We start from the raw sequence: 19,143 nt of genomic DNA, 5'->3' as shown, positions 1-19,143 counted from the left end.
CACCGCATGGACGAGGTCGAGGCCGCCGAACTGATCGTCGACCTCACCTACACCCTGCCCAAACGCGCCTACAAACTCGATCAACGGCCCGCCTGGGCGCGTCCCGCCCAGCCGACTCCCGCCGCCCGGCACGCCGCCGAATAGATTTTCCGGAGCCCCCAGATGTTCACCAAGACCTACCACGCCACCCACCCGGACATGATGTACGCGGTCAGCAACGACGACCTGCGCGACCGCTACCTGATGGACGGCCTGTTCGCCGCCGACGACATCGTGCTGCACTACAACCACGCCGAACGCTTCGTGGTCGGCGGCGCGGCCCCCGTCTCGAAGGGCGTGAAGCTGCCCGACCAGACCGAGCCCGCCTCGGCCGCCGGCCATCCGTTCCTGGAGCGCCGCGAGCTGGGCGCTATCAATGTCGGCGGCGGCAAGGGCAAGGTCACGGTCGACGGCGTCGCCTACGACATCGAGCCGCGTGACGGCATCTACGTGACCATGGGCTCCAAGGACGTGGTGTTCGAAAGCGTCGACGCCGCCAATCCGGCCCGCTTCTACCTGACCAGCCTGCCGGCCCACGCCGCGTTCGAGACCAAGAAGCTGGAGTTCGCCAACGCCGTCCCGCTGGAGCGCGGCGCGCTGGAGACCTCCAACGAGCGCACCATCTACCAGTACATCGTGCCGACCACCTGCAAGTCGGCCCAGCTGCTGCTGGGCATGACCGTGCTGAAGCCGGGCAGCGTCTGGAACACCATGCCGCCCCACCTGCACGACCGCCGCTCGGAAGCCTATTTCTACTTCGGTCTGGGCGAGAACGACCGGGTCTTCCACTACATGGGCGAGCCGGACGAGATGCGTCACATCGTGATCGCCAACGAGGAAGCCGTGATGAGCCCGCCGTGGTCGATCCACATGGGCTCGGGCACCTCGAACTACACCTTCATCTGGGCGATGGGCGGGGAGAACCTCGACTACACCGACATGAACGTGCTGGACATCTGCCAGCTGAAATAGGGGCGACGGCTCCATCACGAACCCTTCAGCTGTCCCGGACGGCTCGAAGGGACGATCCGGGACCGACATGGAGCGCAGCGCTTCGGGTCGGTCCCGGATCTTCGCGCTTCGCGCTACGTCCGGGATGACAAAGAGATTTTTGAGGAACGCACCATGGCCAATCCGTTCAGCCTCGAAGGCAAGGTCGCTCTCGTCACCGGCGCCAACACCGGCCTCGGCCAGGCCGTGGCCGTGGCCCTGGCCGAAGCGGGCGCGGACATCGCCGCCGCCGGCCGCAGCGCTCCGACCGAGACCCAAGCCGCGGTGGAAGCCACCGGCCGCAAGTTCCTGTCGATCAAGGCCGATTTCGGCTCGATCGAGCCGGTCCAGCGCGTGGTCGACGAGACCGTCGCCGCGTTCGGCAAGGTCGACATCCTGGTCAACAACGCCGGCATCATCCGCCGCGCCGACAGCATCGAGTTCTCCGAGGCTGACTGGGACGCGGTGATGGACACCAACCTGAAGGTCGTCTTTTTCCTGACCCAGGCCTTCGCCAAGCAGGTGCTCAAGCAGGGCGGCGAGGGTTCGATCGGCAAGATTATCAACATCGCCAGCCTGCTGTCCTTCCAGGGCGGCATCCGCGTGCCGTCCTACACGGCCAGCAAGAGCGGCCTGGCGGGCCTGACCAAGATCCTGGCCAACGAGTGGGCTTCGAAGGGCATCAACGTCAACGCCATCGCGCCGGGCTATTTCGACACCAACAACACCGAGGCTCTGCGCAACGACGCCGACCGCAACGCCTCGATCCTGGCCCGCATTCCGGCCGGCCGCTGGGGCCAGCCGGGCGATCTGGGCGGGGCCGCCGTGTTCCTGGCCTCGCGAGCCGCCGACTACGTCCAGGGCATTACCTTGCCCGTCGACGGCGGCTGGCTGGCGCGCTAGAGGCAGAAATCTGCGCAAAAGCGAATTTGGTACCGCAACCATTGCGCCGACCGCCTTTTCGCGGTCCGCAAAGCGCGCTAAGGGCGCCGCTGCGTCAGCAAGGGCCCCCAACAAGAACTCGGGTCCGGCCGACGTTTCGTACGTTTCTTCCCTGATGAACCGTCGCGGCCTCGCGGCGGTCGCGGAGCCTCGCGCATGCCTCTGTCCCTTGCCCCTTCGGTTGGCGACGGCGATCGTCCCACCAGCCGCCACGTGCGACAGAACGCCAATCTGCTCAGCGACCTGCTGAACGAGGCCATCGCCTTTCTCGACGGCGAGGAGGCCGCCAAGCTGGTGGCCACGGCGCGCACCGCCGCCTCGCAGGAGACCGCCGACGGCGAGGCCGTGCGCCTGGACCGCCTGTTCGCCGACCTCTCCAGCGACCAGGCCATCTTCCTGGCCCGGGCCCTGGCCAGCCACTCGATGCTGGCCAATATCGGCGAGGACGTCGCCGGCCGCCGCCGCCACGCGGAGGGCGACGCCCAGCCGGGCGACGAGCGTCCCCGCACCCTGGTCGACGCCGTCAAGGCGCTGGTCGCCGACGGCAAGTCGCCGGCCGAGCTGACCAAGGTCCTGGCCGCCATGAACGTGGTGCCGGTGCTGACCGCCCACCCGACCGAGGTGCGCCGCCGCAGCATGGTCGATCGCGAGACCGAGATCTCGCGCCTGATGGCCCTGCGCCGCCACCACCTGCCGCCGTCGATGGACGCCGAGATCCGCGAGCGGCTGTTCCGCGAGATCGCCTTGATGTGGCGCACCCGGCTGTACCGGCCCGAACGGATCACCGTGAAGGACGAGATCCGCAATGCCTTGTCGATCGTCCGCACCTCGATCCTGCCGGCGGTGATCGACCTCTATGCCGACTGGTCGCAGGCGATCGGCGAGCACGGCCAGATGGCGCCGCTGCTGAAGATGGGCTCGTGGCTGGGCGGCGACCGCGACGGCCACCCCGGCGTCAACGGCGACACCCTGAAGCTGGCCCTGGCCTCGCAGGCCCGGGTGATCCTGGACTGGTACGCCGGCGAGGTGCGCAAGCTGTGGTCCAACCTGGCGGTCTCCACCGCCTATGCGCCGGTGTCGGAGGAACTGCTGGCCCTGGCGGCCCAGACCAAGGATCCGTCGGTCCATCGCCTGGACGAGCCCTACCGCCTGGCCCTGGAGCTGGTGTTCGACCGCCTGACCGCCGTGTCGCAGAAGCTGACCGGACAGCCGGTGGCCTTCGCCAACGGCGACACCGACGTCGAGCCCTACGGTCATCCCGAAGCGTTCGTCGCCGACCTGAAGATCGTCATCGACAGCCTGGAGCGCAACGGCGGCGAGCGCCTGGTGGGCTCGGCCCTGCGCACCTTGGTCGAGGTGGCCCAGGCCTGCGGCTTCCACCTGATGAGCCTGGACCTGCGCCAGAACGCCGACGTCCACGAGCGGACGCTGCACGAGCTGTTCCAGCGGTCCGGCTCGGGGGTGAAGTATCTGGACCTCGACGAGGCGGCCCGGTCCAAGCTGCTGATCGGCGAGCTGTCGCACCAGCGGCCCCTGGTCTCGCCGTTCACCGCCTATGACGAGGAGACGACCAAGGAGCTGGCCACCATGGAGGCCGCCGCACAGATGGTCCGCGACTACGGCCACGGCTGCATCGGCGCCTATGTGATCTCCAAGTCCGCGACCCTGTCGGACATCCTCGAGCCGCTGGTCCTGCTCAAGCAGGTCGGCTTGGTGTGGGGCGGGGCGGCGCCGCGCGCCTCGGTCAAGATCAGCCCGCTGTTCGAGACCATCGGCGACCTGGAGAACGGCCCCCGCGTGCTGCGCCAGTGGCTGGAGCTGCCCTTGAGCCGCACCATCCTGGGCGACCGCCCGGTGCAGGAGATCATGCTCGGCTATTCCGACAGCAACAAGGACGGCGGCTACGTGGCCAGCCGTCGGGGCGTGGCGCGCGGCGCTTCGGCGCTGGCCTTCGAGGCCGAGCGCATGGGCGTCGGGCTTCAGCTGTTCCACGGTCGCGGCGGCAGCGTCGGACGGGGCGGGGGACCGGCCGCCGAGGCCGTGCTGGCCCAGCCGGCCGGCACCGTCCAGGGCCGCATCCGCATGACCGAGCAGGGCGAGATGATCGCCCGCCGGTTCGGCGACCAGCCCACCGCCCGCCGCAACCTCGACGGCCTGGCCGCCGCGGTGCTGATGGCCAGCGAGCGCGAGGTCTCTCGCCCCGACCCCGAGGCCGACGCGGCCATGACGGCCTTGGCCGAGGCCTCGTTCCACGGCTTCCGGGCCCTGGTGTACGACGACCCGGCGTTCGAGGACTTCTTCTGGTCGGCCACGCCGATCGGCGAGATCGTCGGCCTGAACATCGGCAGCCGTCCGGCCAGCCGGACCGCCAGCCGCAAGATCGAGGACCTGCGGGCCATCCCCTGGGTGTTCAGCTGGTCGCAGGCCCGCTTCATGCTGCCCGGCTGGTACGGCTTCGCCTCGGGCGTCGAGCGGGCCGGGTTGTCGACGGGGCAGCTGCAGGACCTGGCCGGCGGTTTCGACTTCTTCGGCGCCCTGCTGTCGAACATGGAGCTGGCCCTGGCCCAGAGCCACATGGGCATCGCGGCCCGGTACAAGGACCTGTCGCCGGACAAGGCGAACGCCCAGCGGATCTTCGACACGATCCAGCGCGAGCACGACGGCGCCAGCCGGATCGCCCTGGCGATCCGCGGCGGCTCGGCCCTGCTGGACAACCAGCCGGAGCTGTCGGAGTCGGTGGCCCTGGCCGGGCTGTCGGTGGATCCGCTGAACCACCTGCAGCTGGAGCTGCTGGCCCGCCGCCGGGCCGGCGACCAGGACGAGAACGTGCGCCTGGCCATCCAGCTGACCGTGGCCGGCATCGCGGCGGGCCTGCGCAATACGGGGTGAGGGCAGGGGCAAGACCGCTGACGGGGACACGCCCTTGCGGCGTGTCCCCTGCCAGATCCGCGGCGGGCTTCATTGGGGACACGCCGCAAGGGCATGTCCCCGACCCGCCTTTTTCAACACCGGTGTCAAAACGGAAAACAACGTTTTGACACCGCTTGCACAAGGCGTCGCTTCGGAGTAGATTCCTAAATGACACCGGTAGCAAAGTGGCCTGTCCAGTTTGACACTGGTATCACTCGACGTTTCGGACTGGCCTGGCCAGTCCCGGGCGTCCGCGGCTCTTCTGAGTTCGCTCCTGCGCAAACTTTCAGGGCGTCGAGTTTTGTCTCGGCGCCCTTTATTTTGAGAGCCCCCGTGATCCTGATGACGGTGACGAGGGCGAGGCGGCGCGGACCCGACACGTCGGGACCGCCAGGCGGGATGGAAACCAAGGACGACAAATCACGCGAACAGGCACGCGGACGGGCGCGCGAATTGACTTCGGGGGAGCCTCTGGTGTGGCGTCCGCCCGCAACGCGGTCTAAACGGTCGCCCAGCGCCGAACGCGGCGAAATCTTCCACGCCGAGGCCCGCCAACAAGGCCGCACGCAAGATCGATCCTTTGAGGAGCAGTACTGATGGTGAAAGACCGCATGGCCGTGCTGACGGCGTTGATGGACCAGGGCGTCATCCCGGTTTTCTATCACCCGGACGTCGAGGTCTGTAAGAAGGTGATCCAGGCCTGCGCCGACGGCGGCGCGCCCTGCATCGAATTCACCAACCGCGGCGATTTCGCCAGCCACGTCTTCTACGAAGTGACCCGTCACTTCGCCTCCGCCGATCCGCGCGTGATCATGGGCGTGGGCTCGATCGTCGACGCCCCGACCGCCGGCATCTACATCGCAAACGGCGCCAAGTTCGTGGTCGGCCCGATCCTCAACGCCGACGTCGCCAAGGTCTGCAACCGCCGCAAGATCCCGTATTCGCCCGGCTGCGGCTCGGCCTCGGAGATCTCCTACGCCGAGGAACTGGGCTGCGAGATCGTCAAGGTGTTCCCCGGCTCGTCGGTCGGCGGCCCCGACTTCGTCAAGGCGGTGCTGGGCCCGATGCCCTGGACCCGCATCATGCCGACCGGCGGCGTCGATCCCGACGAAGCCTCGGTCAAGAAGTGGTTCGGCGCGGGCATCGTCGCCGCCGGCATGGGCTCCAAGCTGATCACGCAGGAGCTGCTCGACGCGGGCGACTACGCCGGCATCACCAAGAAGGTCCGCGAGACGGTGGACCTGATCAAGAAGGTTCGTGGGAAGGCCTAAAGACCAATGACCGACAACATCCTCAACATCCGCCCGGCTTCGGAAACGAAGTGGGACTGCGCTTCCTTCGGTGAAGTGATGCTGCGCTTCGACCCGGGCTTCGGCCGGGTCCGCAACGCCCGTCAGTTCCAAGTCTGGGAAGGCGGCGGCGAATACAATGTCGCCCGCGCGTTCCGCAAGTGCTGGGGCAAGCGCTCGACCGCGGTCACCGCCCTGCCGGTGAACGACCTGGGCTGGCTGGTCGAGGATCTGATGATGCAAGGCGGCGTCGACACCTCCCACATCATCTGGCGCGATTTCGACGGTCTGGGCCGCAACACCCGCGTCGGCCTGAACTTCACCGAAAAGGGCTTTGGCGTTCGTCCGGCCCTGGGCTGCAGCGACCGGGGTCACTCGGCCGCCTCGCAGATCCGCCCCGGCGAAGTGAACTGGGAAAAGCTGTTCGGCGAGGAAGGCGTGCGCTGGTTCCACACCGGCGGCATCTTCGCGGCCCTGGCGTCCAACACCGCCGAAGCCGTGATCGAGGCCGTGGAAGTGGCCCGCAAGTACGGCACCGTGATCTCCTACGACCTCAACTACCGCGCCAGCCTGTGGAAGTCGCAGGGCGGCAAGGAAGGGGCCCAGAAGGTCAACCGCCACATCGCCCAGTACGTGGACGTGATGATCGGCAACGAAGAAGACTTCACCGCCTGCCTGGGCTTTGAAGTCGAGGGCCTGGACGAGCACATCAGCTCGATCGATCCGGCCAACTTCAAGAAGATGATCCAGACGGCCGTGAAGCAGTTCCCGAACTTCAAGGTCGCCGCCACCACCCTGCGCAACGCCAAGACCGCCTCGGTCAACGACTGGTCGGCGATCCTGTACGCCGGCGGCGAGTTCTACGCCTCGATGATGCGCGAGAACCTCGAGATCTACGACCGCGTCGGCGGCGGCGACGGCTTCGCCTCGGGCCTGGCGTTCGGCTTCATGGAAGGCAAGGGCCCCCAGGCCGCCGTCGAGTACGGCGCGGCTCACGGCGCCCTGGCCATGACCACTCCGGGCGACACCTCGATGGTGCGCCAGGCCGAGGTCGAGGCCGTGATGAAGGGCAAGGGCGCGCGGGTCATCCGCTAGTCCTCGCTCTCGTTGGCTGAACAAGCAGAGCCCCCGGCCGCAAGACCGGGGGCTTTTTGCTGGGCTGAGGTCGCCTCGGCGCTGCGCTCGGCGGCGACCAGTCGCTCGTACAGTAGCGAAGCCCTGAACTTGGCCATCTTCTTGCGAACGTCGCGGCGGAGCTGCGCGGCGCGGGCGGGCGGATAGTCGGGATCATGGGGTCGGGTGCGGTTGCGGACCCGGGTCCGGGTTCTGGGCATCGGTGCCTCCATCTAGGCTTGGCCATGGCTTCGCCGCCTCACGCGGAAAGCCGCTGAAGTTTGGGGAGGGATGCGGAGCGCCGGGCTGGGCCCGGAAGCTTTTGTAGAAGTACCGTTTCGACTCAGACCGACGCTCCGCGCGGTCGTTATCCGGAAGCGCCCGACGGTTGGCGTTGTTGGCGCCTCGCCGATTGAAGCCTCCGGCGGGAAGATGAAGCCAACGACGCTCCATCCTTGAGGGGCTGCGTCACCGCACCCCTTGGCCCTCGCCAGCCCGCGCATCCCACGCCGTTTCTGTGTTCCATGCCCGGCCGGCCCTGGAAGGATGCGGGTCGCGGCCCGCCTTGAGAGCAAGCCGCCGCCGACGAGCGCCGCCCGCTCGACCGCACCCCAAGGCCGCGAAGGTCGCTGGCCGCGCGCCCTCCCCATCGCCTCGAGGTGGTCTGATTATGCGGCGGCGGGAAAGGGGGAGGATAAGTGGATTTTCAGCGTTGAATTCGCTCGGGAAACACGCCGGGAGCGATGGGGATAAGTTTTTTCGCGCCCGTCGCCATATGGATTCGTCGCGAAAGAAGCTGTCATCCCGGACAAGGCCCGAAGGGCCGCCGATCCGGGACCGCCGGAAGCGCTGAGTTCACGCATCGGTCCCGGATCTTCGCGCTGCGCGCTCGTCCGGGATGACAACTGTTTAGAGCCATGTGCGCGAGCCCCCCGTCGCCGAAGCCGCAAGGCGACGGTTCACCGCCCCGGCGGGCGCTAGGGTTTCGCCTGATCCACTTTCGGGAAGGCTGGTCCAAGATCGCGGCGTCCAGGGAGATGTCATGCCGATTTCACGACCTGTCGAGCGCCGCCCGAACCCCATGCCCGGACGAGCCGCCGGGGTGAGCGCCGCCGATCGGCCATCGACGAGCGAGGCGTCATGAGGCGCGATTACGAGGAAGCCCTGGACAAGGCGCTGGAGTTCGTTCGCACGACCGTCGTCGGCGGGGCGCTGTTCCTGCTGCCGATCGTCTTCGTGGTCTTTGTCGTGAGCAAGGTCGTCGGCCTGATGCGGCACGTCACCGAGCCGCTGGTCGAGTCCCTGGGGGTCACCACCGTCGCGGGGGTCGCGGCCAGCACGATCGTCACGGTGATCGGCCTGATCCTGAGCGCCTTCCTGGTCGGCCTGATCGCGCGGACCCGGATGGGCCAGTCCTTCCTGACCTGGATACAGAGCGGGGTCGCCGCGGCGCTTCCGCAGTTCAGCCTGATCCAGGACATGGCCAAGAATCTGGGGACGGAGGGCGCGGCCGAGATGCCGATCGTCCTGGTCCCCACCGACGCGGGCTGGGCCCTGGGCCTGCTGATCGAAGCCCCGGTGGGTGACTGGCACGCCGTCTATCTGCCCGGCGCGCCGCAAATGGGGTCGGGATCCATCGCCTACGCCCATACCGACCAGGTCCATCGAACGGACCTGACGATCAACCAGCTCTGGGTGATCCTGCGTCGCCGCGGGATGGGCTCGGCGAAGGTCTATGAACACCTGGCGAAGCTGCCGCCGCAGGACGGGGGGTGAGCGGTCGGTTTCAGCGTTAGGTGCGTTCTCCTCGTCCTTCGACAGGCTCAGGATGAGGAGAATGGCGGGCGCCTTGCAACCAAGGCGATAGGCTTTAAATTCGACCTCATCCTGAGCTTGTCGAAGGACGAGGTCGTGCACGGCGCCTGGGTTTACATACTGAGATGCTCAGACGGGATGTACTATGTCGGCTCCCACCGGGGTGACGACCCCCAGGGTCGCGCCTCTGAGCACAACGCGGGGCTTGATCCCAGGGCCTTCACCTACAAGCGTCGCCCGGTCGAGGTGGTCTGGGCCGAGCACTTCGATCTGATCGTGGACGCCATCGCCGCCGAGCGTCGGCTCAAGGGTTGGAGCCGGGCCAAGAAGGAAGCGGTGATCCGAGGGGACTGGGAGGCGCTTCCCGGCCTCTCGCGGAGCCGAAATCCTCGTCCTTCGACAAGCTCAGGATGAGGATTTCTACTGTCGAGGCCCGCACATTGGTCCTCATCCCACATTGGTGCTCATCCTGAGCCTGTCGAAGGACGAGGACCACGCACGGCGCTTGAATGTCGCCCCGCCCCAGCGCTTCGATCACCTCTAGCGGGGGACCCTCAATACGGCGTGGGCACCATGCGGCGGCCTTCGAGAATGCTCTGGTCGTCGTACTTGTGCTTGTCCGACCGCTTGGGCAGCTGGACCTTCGGGCGGTCGATCTTCTCGTAGGGGATCAGCGAGAGGATGTGGGCGATGCCGTTGAGGCGCGCGCGCTTCTTGTCGTCCGAGCGCAGGATGTGCCAGGGGGCCTCCTCGCGGTCGGTGGCCGCCAGCATCTGGTCGCGGGCCCGGGAGTAGTCGTACCAGCGCGAATAGGACTCCACGTCCATCGGGCTCAGCTTCCACTGGCGCAGGGGATCGTTGACGCGGGCGTGGAAGCGCCTGTCCTGCTCCTCCATCCCGACCTCCAGCCAGATCTTGATCAGGATGATGCCGGAGCCGGCGATCCAGCGTTCGGCCTTGGGGCAGGCCTCCAGGAAGTCGCGGTGTTCGTCCTTCGAGCAGAAGCCCATCACGTATTCGACGCCGGCCCGGTTGTACCAGCTGCGGTCGAAGATCACGATCTCGCCGCCCGCCGGGAAGTGGGCGATGTAGCGCTGCATGAACAGCTGGGTCTTTTCGCGCTCGCTGGGGGCGGGCAGGGCGGCCACCCGGAACACGCGCGGGCTGACCCGCTCGGTCAGGGCCTTGATGAAGCCGCCCTTGCCGGCGGCGTCCCGTCCCTCCAGCACCACGATGACCCGCGCGCCGGTCTCCTTGACCCAGTCCTGCAGGCGGCAGAGCTCGACCTGCAACTTCAGCAGCGTCTCCAGATAGGCCTTGGTCTTCATCTTCTCCGGCTTGCCGCCGGATTTGCCCGCCGACTTGCCTGGGGGCTTTTCCTCGTCGCCGGATTTCGCCTTGGCCATGGAAGTTTTCCTTAGTTGGCGACGTGACCGATCAGGGCGCCGACCCAGGCGGCGGCGGCCACCAGGACGACGCCGGGGGCCACCCTCAAAGCGAACGCGCGGCCGCCGCTGGTCGTGGCCACGACGATCTTGGTGATGGTGTTGGTGGTGAAGCCGGCCAGGATCGGGATGACGACGTCCTGCGCCGGCATCCGGCCGTTGGCCGCTAGCGAGGCGGTCGAGATCGCCGGCGCGTGGGTGTCGACGAAGCCGGCGACGGCGGCCGCCAGGATCGCGCCGGTCTCCCCGAACTCCGCGCGCAGGGCGGCGGAGGCCAGCAGCACCACCGACAGGGTCAGGGCGAAGATCAGCGCGCCCGACAGGCTGAACGCGCTGTCGGACTGCTGCGCCTCCTTCGGCGGCGGGGTCCGCAGGGCCGCGATGGTGAAGATCGCGCCATAGCCCGCGGCGGCCAGGCCGGCGCCGATCAGCGGGGCGGCCATGGCCTGCAGGGCGGACTGGCTGGTGGCCCCCACCACCACGGCCATTTGGAGCACGGTGGCGACGGTGGAGAGCACCGCGCCGGCCACGGCCGAGGTCATGACCTTCGGATCCTTGGCCGCCCGCGCGCCCATGGCCCCGATGGTCGCCGAACTCGACACGAAGCCCGAGGCCAGGCCCGAGATCGGCAGGCCGAACCGCGAGCCCAGCACCCGCGTGGCCAGGTGGCCGATCGCGCCGATCAACAGCACCAGCACCACCAGCCGCCAGATCGACTTGGGATTGAGCGCCGCGTAGGGGCCCATCTGCTGGTCGGGCAGCAGCGGCATGACCACGATCAGGGCCGCGCCCAGGATCAGGGCCGAACGCACCTCGTCCTCGGTCAGGACCGTGCGCACGAAGTGATGCAGGCGCTCGCGGCTGGACAGCAGCAGGGCGGTGACGATGGCCACCGCGCCGGCGGCCGAGGGAGCCTTCATGGCCAGGCCGCCGGCCAGCACCGTCAGCAGCAGCGAGAACTCGGTCGTCAGTCCGGCCCCCTCCTGCTCGTGGTTGCGCCAGTAGCTCAAGCCCACCAGGGCGGTGATGGCGACGGCCAGGACCGCCAGCAGCACGACGCCGCCGCAGGCGATCGCCACGGCGCCGCCGAGGGCCGCGATGGAGAAGGTGCGCACGCCCGCGTCGGCCGGCCTCATCGCGCCGTCCATGGCGCGCTCGCGGCCCGTCCCGATCAGCAGACCCACGCCGAGCGCGACCAGCAGGTTCAGCAGAGGCGCGTCCAAGGCGTCTGGCTCCCGAGCACGTCCGGCCGACCGGCCGGCTTCTCAGCGTCGAGTCTTATGGTCCGTGGCCTGACCGAGCAATCCGACAAAACCCCGAACGGGCTGTTTGTCGGCCGCCGCGGGAGCCGCGCCCCGGCTCACGGGTCCGATTGCGCGAGCTTTAGCTTCACCTCTCATCAAAGTTGTGGAATCGGGCTTTCTATGTCAACGTTCCGGGACAACAAGGAATGGGGCATTTCATGCGTATCTTCCTGTACATCGTGGCCATACTGATCTCGCTCGCCGTGATGATCCTTCCCTGGGTCCTGATCCAGCCGATCACCTTCGTCACCGTCCTGATCTCCGTGGCGGGGCTGGCGGCGCTCGTCCTGTCGATCTGCGGGCTGGTGCTGGGCTGGGGCATCAGCCTGAGGGTCGGCGGCAGCACCTGATCGCGTTTTCCCGCGAGGGACGGCGAGGCAAGGCGACCACCGGATCGCTCCGGCGGCCGCTCTGTCGTGAACGCCGCCCGGCCGGCGGGCGGCGTCTTCCGGCGTTCACGGAAATGTTGTTCGCCGGGCTGAAGCCTGACCATTGACGGCGGCGCGCGCGGGTCCACTCTGAGGGCGGATCAACCCTAGCCCGCGGCCGCCCCACATCATGATTTCCCTGGCCGCCGCGACGCCGTCGCGCTGTCGAGCGACGCCGTTCGAGACCGTCGTGACGCCCCCTGGCGGGGCGGCGCGATGAACGAGCCAACGATCTTCTTTTCCGAGGTCAACGAGCGGCAGGGCATGTTCCACCGCCGCGCGTTCCTGATGGGCGGCCTGGCCGGCGTCGGGCTGCTGACCCTGGGCGGCCGCCTGGCCCAGCTGCAGCTGGTCGAGGCCCGGCGCTACCAGAAGCTTTCGGCCGGCAACCAGTTCAACTACCGCCTGGTCTCGCCGCCGCGCGGGGCGATCTACGACCGCAACGGCGTGGCCCTGGCCTCCAACCGGCCCAACTTCCGCCTGCTGGTCGCCAAGGACGACGGCTTCGACGCCGAGACCACCCTGGACGAACTGGCCCAGCTGGCGCCGATCGATCCGGCCCGCCGCTCGCGCCTGCTCAAGGACCTGGCCCGCGCGCCCAAGAAGGCCCCGGTGGCGGTGATGGAGGACCTGACCTGGGAGGAGTTCTCCCGCGTCAACATCCGCGCCCCGGAGCTGCCGGGCGTCACCGCCGACATGGGCGAGGTGCGGGTCTATCCGTTCGGCGGGGCCTTCGCCCACGTGATCGGCTATGTGGCCAAGGTCTCGGACCGCGACCTGGAAAAGGCCAAGGCCGATCCGACCCAGGACCAGGCGCTGCTTCACCATCCGGGCTTCCGGATCGGCAAGCTGGGGGTCGAGAAGGCGTTCGACGGCCCCCTGCGCGGCCAGGCCGGGGCCAACAAGGCCGAGGTCGACGCCCAGGGCCGCACCGTGCGCCTGGACCCCGAGGGCGACATCCCGGCCAAGCCCGGCGCCGACATCCGCCTGACCCTCGACGCCGACATCCAGAACCGCGCCCTGGAGGTGATGGGCGACGAGAGCGGGGCGATCGTGGTCATGGACTGCCGCAACGGCGACCTGCTGGCCATGGCCTCGGCCCCCAGCTTCGACGCCAACCGCTTCGTGAAGGGCCTGTCGGGCCCCGAGTACAAGGCCCTGGCCGAATACGAGCGCAAGCCGTTGCTGGACAAGGTGATGACCGGCACCTACCCGCCCGGCTCGACCTTCAAGCCGACCGTGGCCATGGCGGCTCTGACGGCGGGGGTGGACCCGACCGAGCGGGTGACCTGCACCGGCGGCTGGGCGTTCGGCGGCCGGGTCTGGCACTGCCACAAGAAGGGCGGCCATGGCGTGCAGGACATGCACGCGGCCATCAAGAACAGCTGCGACGTCTATTTCTACCAGATGGCCCTGCGCATCGGGCCCGACCCGATCGCCGCCGCGGCCAAGGCCTTCGGCTATGGCGGGACCTTCGACATCGGCATTCCGGGCCAGAAGAAGGGCCTGGTCGGCACGCGCGCCTGGAAGAAGAAGGCCTTCAAGCGCGACCCGGTCTGGCATCCCGGCGACAGCGTGCCGTACGGGATCGGCCAGGGCTATATCAACGTCAACGCCCTGCAGCTGGCGGTGATGACCGCGCGGCTGGCCAATGGCCGCAAGGCGCTCAATCCGCGCCTGGTCAAGTCGGTGGGCGGGGTCGAGCAGCCGCACGGCGACGCCGTGGCCGACCTGCCGTTCAGCCAGGAACACCTGGAGATCGTCCGGGCCGGCATGGCGGCCGTGGCCAACGACCCGACCGGCGGGGCCTTCAAGCAGAGCCAGCTGGGCCTGGGCGACGTCAAGATGGCCGGCAAGACCGGCACGGCCCAGGTGCGCCAGTACGCGGCCGGGGCCTCGCGCAGCAACCAGGGGATCGCCTGGAAGCTGAAGGACCACAACCTGTTCATCGCCTTCGCCCCTTACGACGATCCCCGCTACGCCCTGTCGGTGATCATCGAGCACGGCGGCCAGTTCGGCTCCAGCGCGGCGGCGCCGAGGGCGCGCGAGGTGATGCGGGTGGCGCTGCTGAAGGACCCGGAGATCCGGGCGAGGATCGAGCGGCCGATGCCGCTGCCGGACGCGCCGGACGAGGGGGAAGGGGATGTCGGCGACGTCGCGCCGGGGGGTACGGCGCAGACGGAGGGATGAGCAGGCCCAGACGCCGTGCGCGCGTTGGGGACACACACTCACGGCGCGGTCTTGGACGATTGGCAGGCGTGATCGTGTGAGTGTGTGTCCCCGTCGTCATCCGGAGCTTTAGAGGCCCAGCACCCGCTCCAACACCTCCACCACCAGTGCATGATCCTCCACCTGCGGCAGCCCCGACACCGTGATCGCGCCGATGCAGCCCAGGCCCGCCAGGATCAGCGGAAAGCCGCCGCCGTGGGCCGCGTGGTCGCGGGGCGAGAGGCCGTAGCGCTGCTCCAGGGTCTCGCCCGAGGCCTTCAGCTTCAGGCCGACCGCCAGGGTGCTGGTCCCCAGGATCAGGACAGTGTTGCGCTTGCGGCGAACCCAGTCGGCGTTGTCGGGGCCGGCGCCGGGCAGGGCGGCGTGGAACAGCGGGCGCTCGCGCAGGCTGATGTCGATGGCCACCGGCGCGCCCCGGGCCAGGGCGGCGTCGCGCAGGGCGGTCCCCAGGGTCCAGGCGGTCTCCAGGGTGAAGCGCTGGAACACCAGGGTCTTTTCCTGGGCGGCGATGGCGGTCAGCAGCTCGGCATCGGTCTGGTCGGGCGTCACAGCGCCAACTCGCGGCCTTCGGCGGCGCTGCGCTGGGCCACCTCGATCAGCGCCATGACCGCCAGGGCCTCCTCGGGCGGGACGGGGTTGTCGCCGTGGCCCGACAGGGCGTCGCGGACGGCGGCGTAATAGGCCAGGTAGTCGCCGGGCACGCCCTCGACCACGCGGCTGACCGTGCCTTCGCCGTCGGGAACCGTCAGGGTCCCCGGACGCGGATCGACGCCCCAACCCTGCGAACCCGGGACGACGCCGGCCTTCAGGGCGTTCTCCTGGTCGTCCAGCCCCTGTTTGACGAAACTGCCCTTGGTCCCGTGCACGGCCATCCGCAGGCGGGAATCGATCGTCATCTGGCTGGCGTGCAGCAGCACCCGCAGGCGCGGATAGCGCAGCACCAGGTGGAAGTAGTCCGGGGCCTGGCCGCCGTCCTTCTGGGCCGCGAGGTCGGCGAACACCGCCCGGGGCGGACCGAACAGCTTCAGGGCCTGGTCGATCAGGTGCGGGCCCAGGTCCAGCAGCGCCCCGGCCCCGGGCTTCTCGCGCCAGCGGTCGCGGACCTCCGGGCGGAAGCGGTCGAAATGGCTCTCGTACTGCACGATCTCGCCCAGCGACCCGTCGGCGATCAGGGCCTGGAGCGTGAGGAAGTCGCTGTCCCAGCGGCGGTTGTGGAAGATGCTCAGCAGCTTGCCGGCCCGCTTGGCGTGGTCGGCGATGGCGCGGGCCTCGTCCAGGGTGACCGCGAACGGCTTGTCGATGACCACGGCCTTGCCGGCGTCCAGCGCGGCGTGGGCCTGGGGCGCGTGCAGCGGGTCGGGGGTGGCGATGACCACCAGGTCGATCTCGGGGTCGGCCAGGGCCGCGTCGAGGTCGGGCGCGACCTTCACGCCCGGATGGTCGGCCAGGACCTTGGCCGGGTCGCTGGAGACCACCGTGTGCAGCAGCAGGCCGGGCGTGGCGACGATCAGCGGCGCGTGGAAGGCCTTGCCGACGAAGCCGTAGCCGACCAGGGCGACCTTGAAGGGGAGGGGGGAGGACATTCCAGTCTTATACCCTCTCCCATGGGGAGAGGGAGGGGCCCGCGCTGAAAGCGTGGGAGGGAGAGGGGGTAAAACGTCGGACGGCGTGCCGGCAGAGCGTTGGTGTGAACCGCGGAGAGGGTGTCACCCCTCACCCTCCCATGCTGCGCATGGGTCCCTCCCTCTCCCCTCCGGGAGAGGGTGAAAATAGAAAAAACCCCCGATCTCGCGACCGGGGGCTCGTTCTTCAGGCACTCGTGACGACCAACTAGATCTTCACCAGCTCCATTTTCGGGGTCAGCAGGTGGATGACCAGCAGGGCGATCAGATAGGCGCTGCCGGCGACGATGAAGATCGGGGTGTAGGTGCCGATCTGGTCGAGGACCTGGCCGATGTACTTGGAGAACACCATGCCGCCGACCGCGCCCAGCATGCCGCCGATGCCGACGACCGAGCCCACCGCGCCGCGCGGGAAGACGTCCGACGGCAGGGTGTAGAGGTTGGCCGAGAAGCCCTGGTGGGCGGCGGTGGCGACGCCGATGATCAGGACAGCTGTCCACAGGTTGTCGACATTGGCCGCGAACATCACCGGCACGGCCAGCAGGGCGCAGACCAGCATGGTGGTCTTGCGGGCGTTGTTGATGCTCCAGCCGGCCTTCATCAGGCGCGAGGACAGCCAGCCGCCCCCGACGCTGCCGACGTCGCTCATCAGATAGATGGCGATCAGCGGCGGACCGAAGGTCTTCAGGTCCAGGCCGTAGCGCTTGCCCAGGAAGTCCGGCAGCCAGAACAGGAACATCCACCAGATCGGGTCGATCAGGAACTTGCCCAGGGCGAAGGCCCAGGTTTCCTTCTTGCCCAGCAGCTTGACCCAGCCGATCTTCTCGACCGGATCGGCCGGATCCTGCTCGATGTGGGCCAGTTCGGCGGCCGACAGGCGCTTTTGCTCGCGCGGGCGGCGATAGACGATCAGCCACAGCGGCAGCCACAGCAAGCCGGCGATCCCGGTGACGATGAAGGCCATCTGCCAGTCGAAGGCCAGCACGATCATCGGCACGACCAGCGGGGTGACGATGGCGCCGATGTTGGTGCCGGCGTTGAAGATGCCGGTGGCCAGGGCGCGTTCGTTCTTGGGGAACCACTCGGCCACGGCCTTGATGCCGCCCGGGAAGCCGCCGGCCTCGCCGATGCCCAGGCCCATGCGGGCCACGGCGAAGCCGGTGAAGCCGCGCGCCAGGGCGTGGGCGATGTGGGCGCCCTGCCAGATCAGGAACGCGATGCCGAAGCCCCAGCGGGCCCCGATCTTGTCCATGATCTTGCCCCAGGCCATGTAGGCCACGGCGTAGGCCAGCTGGAAGTAGAACACGAGGTCCGCGTAGTGGGTCTCGTCCCAGCCAAATTCCTTGCTGAGGTCAGCCTTCAGCAGGCCGATCGTCTGGCGATCGACATAGTTGATCACCATCGCCAGGAACAGCAGGCCGACAATGACCCACCTGTACCGCCCGATCTTCGCAGAAGGAGCCGGCATCGTTGGAGCGTCCATGGACGTCACATCCTCACCCTTAGGCTTGTAGTTATTCCGACGCCCCCGCCGGTTTTCCGATCGTTAGAGCGTTTTCAAGTGAACTGGAAACCGGTTCGCTTGAAGAAGACGCGTTAGACTAAAACATTCCCAGCGCGATCATGCTCTAGGCCGGGACAGCGACGCAGGCGACGCTCCCGAACGGGCCGAAGTCTACGCGGGACGTGTCCCCGGCCGCAATGTCGTGGATTCCAGTGCTGGCGCCCGTGGTGACCAGCATGCCCTTCTTCAGCGGCCGGCCGCGCGAGGCGACGTGGCCCAGCAGGAAGGCCAGGGCCGCCAGCGGCGAACCCGGGATCGAGGACGCGCCGCCCTTGCCGACCGACACCTCGTTGATGAAGGTCTCGGCCGGCATGTCTTCCCAGGCGATGTCGCGCCAGTTCTCGACCACCGGACCCAGGATCTGGCCGTCGTTGTTGCCGAAGTCCGAGGCGACGATCGGCGGGCCCAGGGCGTTGATGGTGGCCAGCGGGCTGCCGGCGATCTCGATGCCGACGATCAGCTCGCCCACGTATTCGGCGGCTTCCTCGGCGGTCCATTCGGTCTTGTCGGCCGGGGCGTCCTTGCCCAGGCGGATGATGAACTCGGCCTCGACGGCGGTGAAGCCGCCGGCGATGGCGCGGAACGGCGTGGGCTCGGCGCCCGCGTTCCACACCTTGGTCTTGAAGATGCAGCCGGCCAGGCGCTCGGCGCCGAGGCGTTCGCGATGCTGCGGGGGAACCAGGCCGACCTTCCAGCCCACGAGTTCGTCGGGCCACATGTCGATGGCCAGGTCCTGGACGGCATAGCCGTCGGCCATGGATTTGGGCAGCACGCCGCCCGGATAGCCGGGAACCGACACGCCCTTCAGGCGCGCCTCGACGAATTGTGGGGCGATGGATGCCGGTGCGAACACCTCGCTCTCGGCCTCGGAAACGGTCACGCCGCGAATCCTCCCTCGCGTTACACTCTACAGTCCCGTTCGACGGGCTTTGGTCACGCATAATGGAAACCGGTGTCATTGACAATCGGCGACACGACACCGGTGGCAAGGGATTGTCATGCCCGTGTCATGGGGCTTTCAATGGCGGCCATGGTCGATCTTGCCGCGCTTCGCCGTCTGGCCCTGGCCTTGCCCGAGGTCCAGGCGAGCCCGGAGGGGGCGCGGCTGGCGTTTGACGTGCACGGCAAAGGCATCGCCTGGTCCTATTTCGCCCGCCCGCGTCCCAAGGCGCCTCGCGAGCTGGTGGAGGGCGTGATCGCCGTGCGCTGCCTGCGCGAGACCAAGGAGATGCTGCTCGAGGCCGCGCCCGACCGGTTCTTCGACGACGACCACTATCGCGGCTTTCCCGCCGTGCTGGTGCGGCTGGACGCGATCGACGAGGCCGAATTGGCGGGATTGCTGGCCCAGGCCTGGCGAATCCTGGCGCCCAAGGCCCTGGTCAAGCGGATCGACGCCGAGCGATCCGGAACCGCCGACCCCGGTGGAGACTTCCCCTGAAAACAGGGAGCCCTC

General features: G+C 68.3%; 18 protein-coding genes. 11 read left to right on the top strand and 7 right to left on the bottom strand.

The window, feature by feature from the left end:
- The 6 genes from ASD21_RS24520 to ASD21_RS23115 all read left to right on the top strand — a co-directional run.
- A partial coding sequence (locus ASD21_RS24520; protein ID WP_200941472.1) for a hypothetical protein occupies positions 1-144 on the top strand: 144 nt, incomplete at its 5' end.
- A gap of 18 nt (positions 145-162) precedes the next feature.
- Positions 163-1,011 (top strand): 5-dehydro-4-deoxy-D-glucuronate isomerase, encoded by an 849-nt coding sequence (gene kduI / locus ASD21_RS23135; protein ID WP_056447262.1) that lies wholly within the window; start codon positions 163-165, stop codon positions 1,009-1,011.
- Between the two features lie 153 nt (positions 1,012-1,164).
- Positions 1,165-1,932 carry a 2-dehydro-3-deoxy-D-gluconate 5-dehydrogenase KduD gene (kduD, locus tag ASD21_RS23130; RefSeq protein WP_056447259.1) on the top strand — a complete coding sequence of 256 codons (768 nt, stop codon included), beginning with the start codon at positions 1,165-1,167 and terminating at the stop codon, positions 1,930-1,932.
- Positions 1,933-2,127: 195 nt separating this feature from the next.
- Positions 2,128-4,860: a phosphoenolpyruvate carboxylase gene (ppc, locus tag ASD21_RS23125; protein ID WP_056447256.1), complete on the top strand. Its 2,733-nt coding sequence runs from the start codon at positions 2,128-2,130 to the stop codon at positions 4,858-4,860.
- A 617-nt stretch (positions 4,861-5,477) separates the two neighbouring features.
- Positions 5,478-6,152, top strand: a complete 675-nt coding sequence (locus ASD21_RS23120; RefSeq protein WP_029912584.1) for a bifunctional 4-hydroxy-2-oxoglutarate aldolase/2-dehydro-3-deoxy-phosphogluconate aldolase — start codon at positions 5,478-5,480, stop codon at positions 6,150-6,152.
- A gap of 6 nt (positions 6,153-6,158) precedes the next feature.
- The gene (locus ASD21_RS23115) at positions 6,159-7,265 is read left to right on the top strand and encodes a sugar kinase (RefSeq protein WP_056447253.1); all 1,107 of its coding nucleotides are present in this window, start codon (positions 6,159-6,161) and stop codon (positions 7,263-7,265) included.
- On the opposite strand, the gene ASD21_RS23110 is transcribed toward ASD21_RS23115, so the two are convergent.
- Positions 7,262-7,504 carry a hypothetical protein gene (locus ASD21_RS23110; RefSeq protein WP_056447250.1) on the bottom strand — a complete coding sequence of 81 codons (243 nt, stop codon included), beginning with the start codon at positions 7,502-7,504 and terminating at the stop codon, positions 7,262-7,264. The two genes, ASD21_RS23115 and ASD21_RS23110, sit on opposite strands and share 4 nt — an antisense overlap.
- Before the next feature lie 919 nt (positions 7,505-8,423).
- On the opposite strand from ASD21_RS23110, the gene ASD21_RS23105 reads away from it, so the two are divergent.
- Together ASD21_RS23105 and ASD21_RS23100 are read left to right on the top strand one after the other, a co-directional pair.
- Entirely contained in the window at positions 8,424-9,059 is a 636-nt protein-coding gene (locus ASD21_RS23105; RefSeq protein WP_056447247.1) for a hypothetical protein, read from the top strand.
- A gap of 177 nt (positions 9,060-9,236) precedes the next feature.
- Entirely contained in the window at positions 9,237-9,512 is a 276-nt protein-coding gene (locus tag ASD21_RS23100) for a GIY-YIG nuclease family protein (RefSeq protein ID WP_056447325.1), read from the top strand.
- Positions 9,513-9,652: 140 nt separating this feature from the next.
- On the opposite strand, the gene ppk2 is transcribed toward ASD21_RS23100, so the two are convergent.
- Together ppk2 and ASD21_RS23090 are read right to left on the bottom strand one after the other, a co-directional pair.
- Complete coding sequence (gene ppk2, locus ASD21_RS23095; protein WP_082554930.1) at positions 9,653-10,504, bottom strand: polyphosphate kinase 2; 852 nt, start codon at positions 10,502-10,504, stop codon at positions 9,653-9,655.
- A gap of 11 nt (positions 10,505-10,515) precedes the next feature.
- Entirely contained in the window at positions 10,516-11,766 is a 1,251-nt protein-coding gene (locus ASD21_RS23090) for an MgtC/SapB family protein (protein ID WP_056447246.1), read from the bottom strand.
- A gap of 239 nt (positions 11,767-12,005) precedes the next feature.
- Here ASD21_RS23090 and ASD21_RS23085 point away from each other — a divergent pair, with 239 nt between their 5' ends.
- Entirely contained in the window at positions 12,006-12,197 is a 192-nt protein-coding gene (locus tag ASD21_RS23085) for a hypothetical protein (protein ID WP_056447320.1), read from the top strand.
- A gap of 294 nt (positions 12,198-12,491) precedes the next feature.
- A complete protein-coding gene (mrdA, locus tag ASD21_RS23080) occupies positions 12,492-14,465 on the top strand; it encodes a penicillin-binding protein 2 (protein WP_056447243.1) in 1,974 nt (657 codons plus the stop codon).
- 108 nt (positions 14,466-14,573) lie between these two features.
- Here mrdA and ASD21_RS23075 read toward each other — a convergent pair whose 3' ends face one another.
- The 4 genes from ASD21_RS23075 to ASD21_RS23060 form a co-directional block, all read right to left on the bottom strand.
- The gene (locus ASD21_RS23075) at positions 14,574-15,053 is read right to left on the bottom strand and encodes a heme-degrading domain-containing protein (protein ID WP_056447240.1); all 480 of its coding nucleotides are present in this window, start codon (positions 15,051-15,053) and stop codon (positions 14,574-14,576) included.
- Positions 15,050-16,087, bottom strand: a complete 1,038-nt coding sequence (locus ASD21_RS23070) for an oxidoreductase (RefSeq protein WP_056447238.1) — start codon at positions 16,085-16,087, stop codon at positions 15,050-15,052. Before ASD21_RS23070 ends, ASD21_RS23075 begins: the two co-directional genes overlap by 4 nt.
- A 247-nt stretch (positions 16,088-16,334) precedes the next feature.
- Positions 16,335-17,609 (bottom strand): MFS transporter, encoded by a 1,275-nt coding sequence (locus ASD21_RS23065; protein ID WP_056447235.1) that lies wholly within the window; start codon positions 17,607-17,609, stop codon positions 16,335-16,337.
- A 145-nt stretch (positions 17,610-17,754) separates the two neighbouring features.
- On the bottom strand, positions 17,755-18,570 hold the full coding sequence (locus ASD21_RS23060) for a 2-keto-4-pentenoate hydratase (protein WP_056447232.1): 816 nt from the start codon (positions 18,568-18,570) through the stop codon (positions 17,755-17,757).
- A 150-nt stretch (positions 18,571-18,720) separates the two neighbouring features.
- Between ASD21_RS23060 and ASD21_RS23055 the strand changes: the two genes are divergently transcribed.
- Positions 18,721-19,128 (top strand): MmcQ/YjbR family DNA-binding protein, encoded by a 408-nt coding sequence (locus ASD21_RS23055; protein WP_056447316.1) that lies wholly within the window; start codon positions 18,721-18,723, stop codon positions 19,126-19,128.
- The last annotated feature ends 15 nt before the right edge of the window (positions 19,129-19,143 follow it).

Origin of the sequence: Caulobacter sp. Root1455, assembly GCF_001426905.1 — a bacterium.
In the GTDB taxonomy this organism is placed as follows: domain Bacteria; phylum Pseudomonadota; class Alphaproteobacteria; order Caulobacterales; family Caulobacteraceae; genus Caulobacter.
Note: the sequence above shows the minus strand (reverse complement) of the source record. Positions and strands in the feature narration are given on the sequence as shown.

Bases quoted from the DNA above. Each gene is read 5' to 3' on its own strand.
- ASD21_RS23100 (WP_056447325.1), top strand. From the start codon at position 9,237: ATGTACTATGTCGGCTCCCACCGGGGTGACGACCCCCAGGGTCGCGCC.
- ASD21_RS23065 (WP_056447235.1), bottom strand. From the start codon at position 17,609: ATGGACGCTCCAACGATGCCGGCTCCTTCTGCGAAGATCGGGCGGTAC.
- ASD21_RS23120 (WP_029912584.1), top strand. From the start codon at position 5,478: ATGGTGAAAGACCGCATGGCCGTGCTGACGGCGTTGATGGACCAGGGC.
- kduI (WP_056447262.1), top strand. From the start codon at position 163: ATGTTCACCAAGACCTACCACGCCACCCACCCGGACATGATGTACGCG.
- ppc (WP_056447256.1), top strand. From the start codon at position 2,128: ATGCCTCTGTCCCTTGCCCCTTCGGTTGGCGACGGCGATCGTCCCACC.
- ASD21_RS23115 (WP_056447253.1), top strand. From the start codon at position 6,159: ATGACCGACAACATCCTCAACATCCGCCCGGCTTCGGAAACGAAGTGG.
- ASD21_RS23055 (WP_056447316.1), top strand. From the start codon at position 18,721: ATGGTCGATCTTGCCGCGCTTCGCCGTCTGGCCCTGGCCTTGCCCGAG.
- ASD21_RS23110 (WP_056447250.1), bottom strand. From the start codon at position 7,504: ATGCCCAGAACCCGGACCCGGGTCCGCAACCGCACCCGACCCCATGAT.
- ASD21_RS23085 (WP_056447320.1), top strand. From the start codon at position 12,006: ATGCGTATCTTCCTGTACATCGTGGCCATACTGATCTCGCTCGCCGTG.
- mrdA (WP_056447243.1), top strand. From the start codon at position 12,492: ATGAACGAGCCAACGATCTTCTTTTCCGAGGTCAACGAGCGGCAGGGC.
- kduD (WP_056447259.1), top strand. From the start codon at position 1,165: ATGGCCAATCCGTTCAGCCTCGAAGGCAAGGTCGCTCTCGTCACCGGC.
- ASD21_RS23105 (WP_056447247.1), top strand. From the start codon at position 8,424: ATGAGGCGCGATTACGAGGAAGCCCTGGACAAGGCGCTGGAGTTCGTT.
- ppk2 (WP_082554930.1), bottom strand. From the start codon at position 10,504: ATGGCCAAGGCGAAATCCGGCGACGAGGAAAAGCCCCCAGGCAAGTCG.
- ASD21_RS23070 (WP_056447238.1), bottom strand. From the start codon at position 16,087: ATGTCCTCCCCCCTCCCCTTCAAGGTCGCCCTGGTCGGCTACGGCTTC.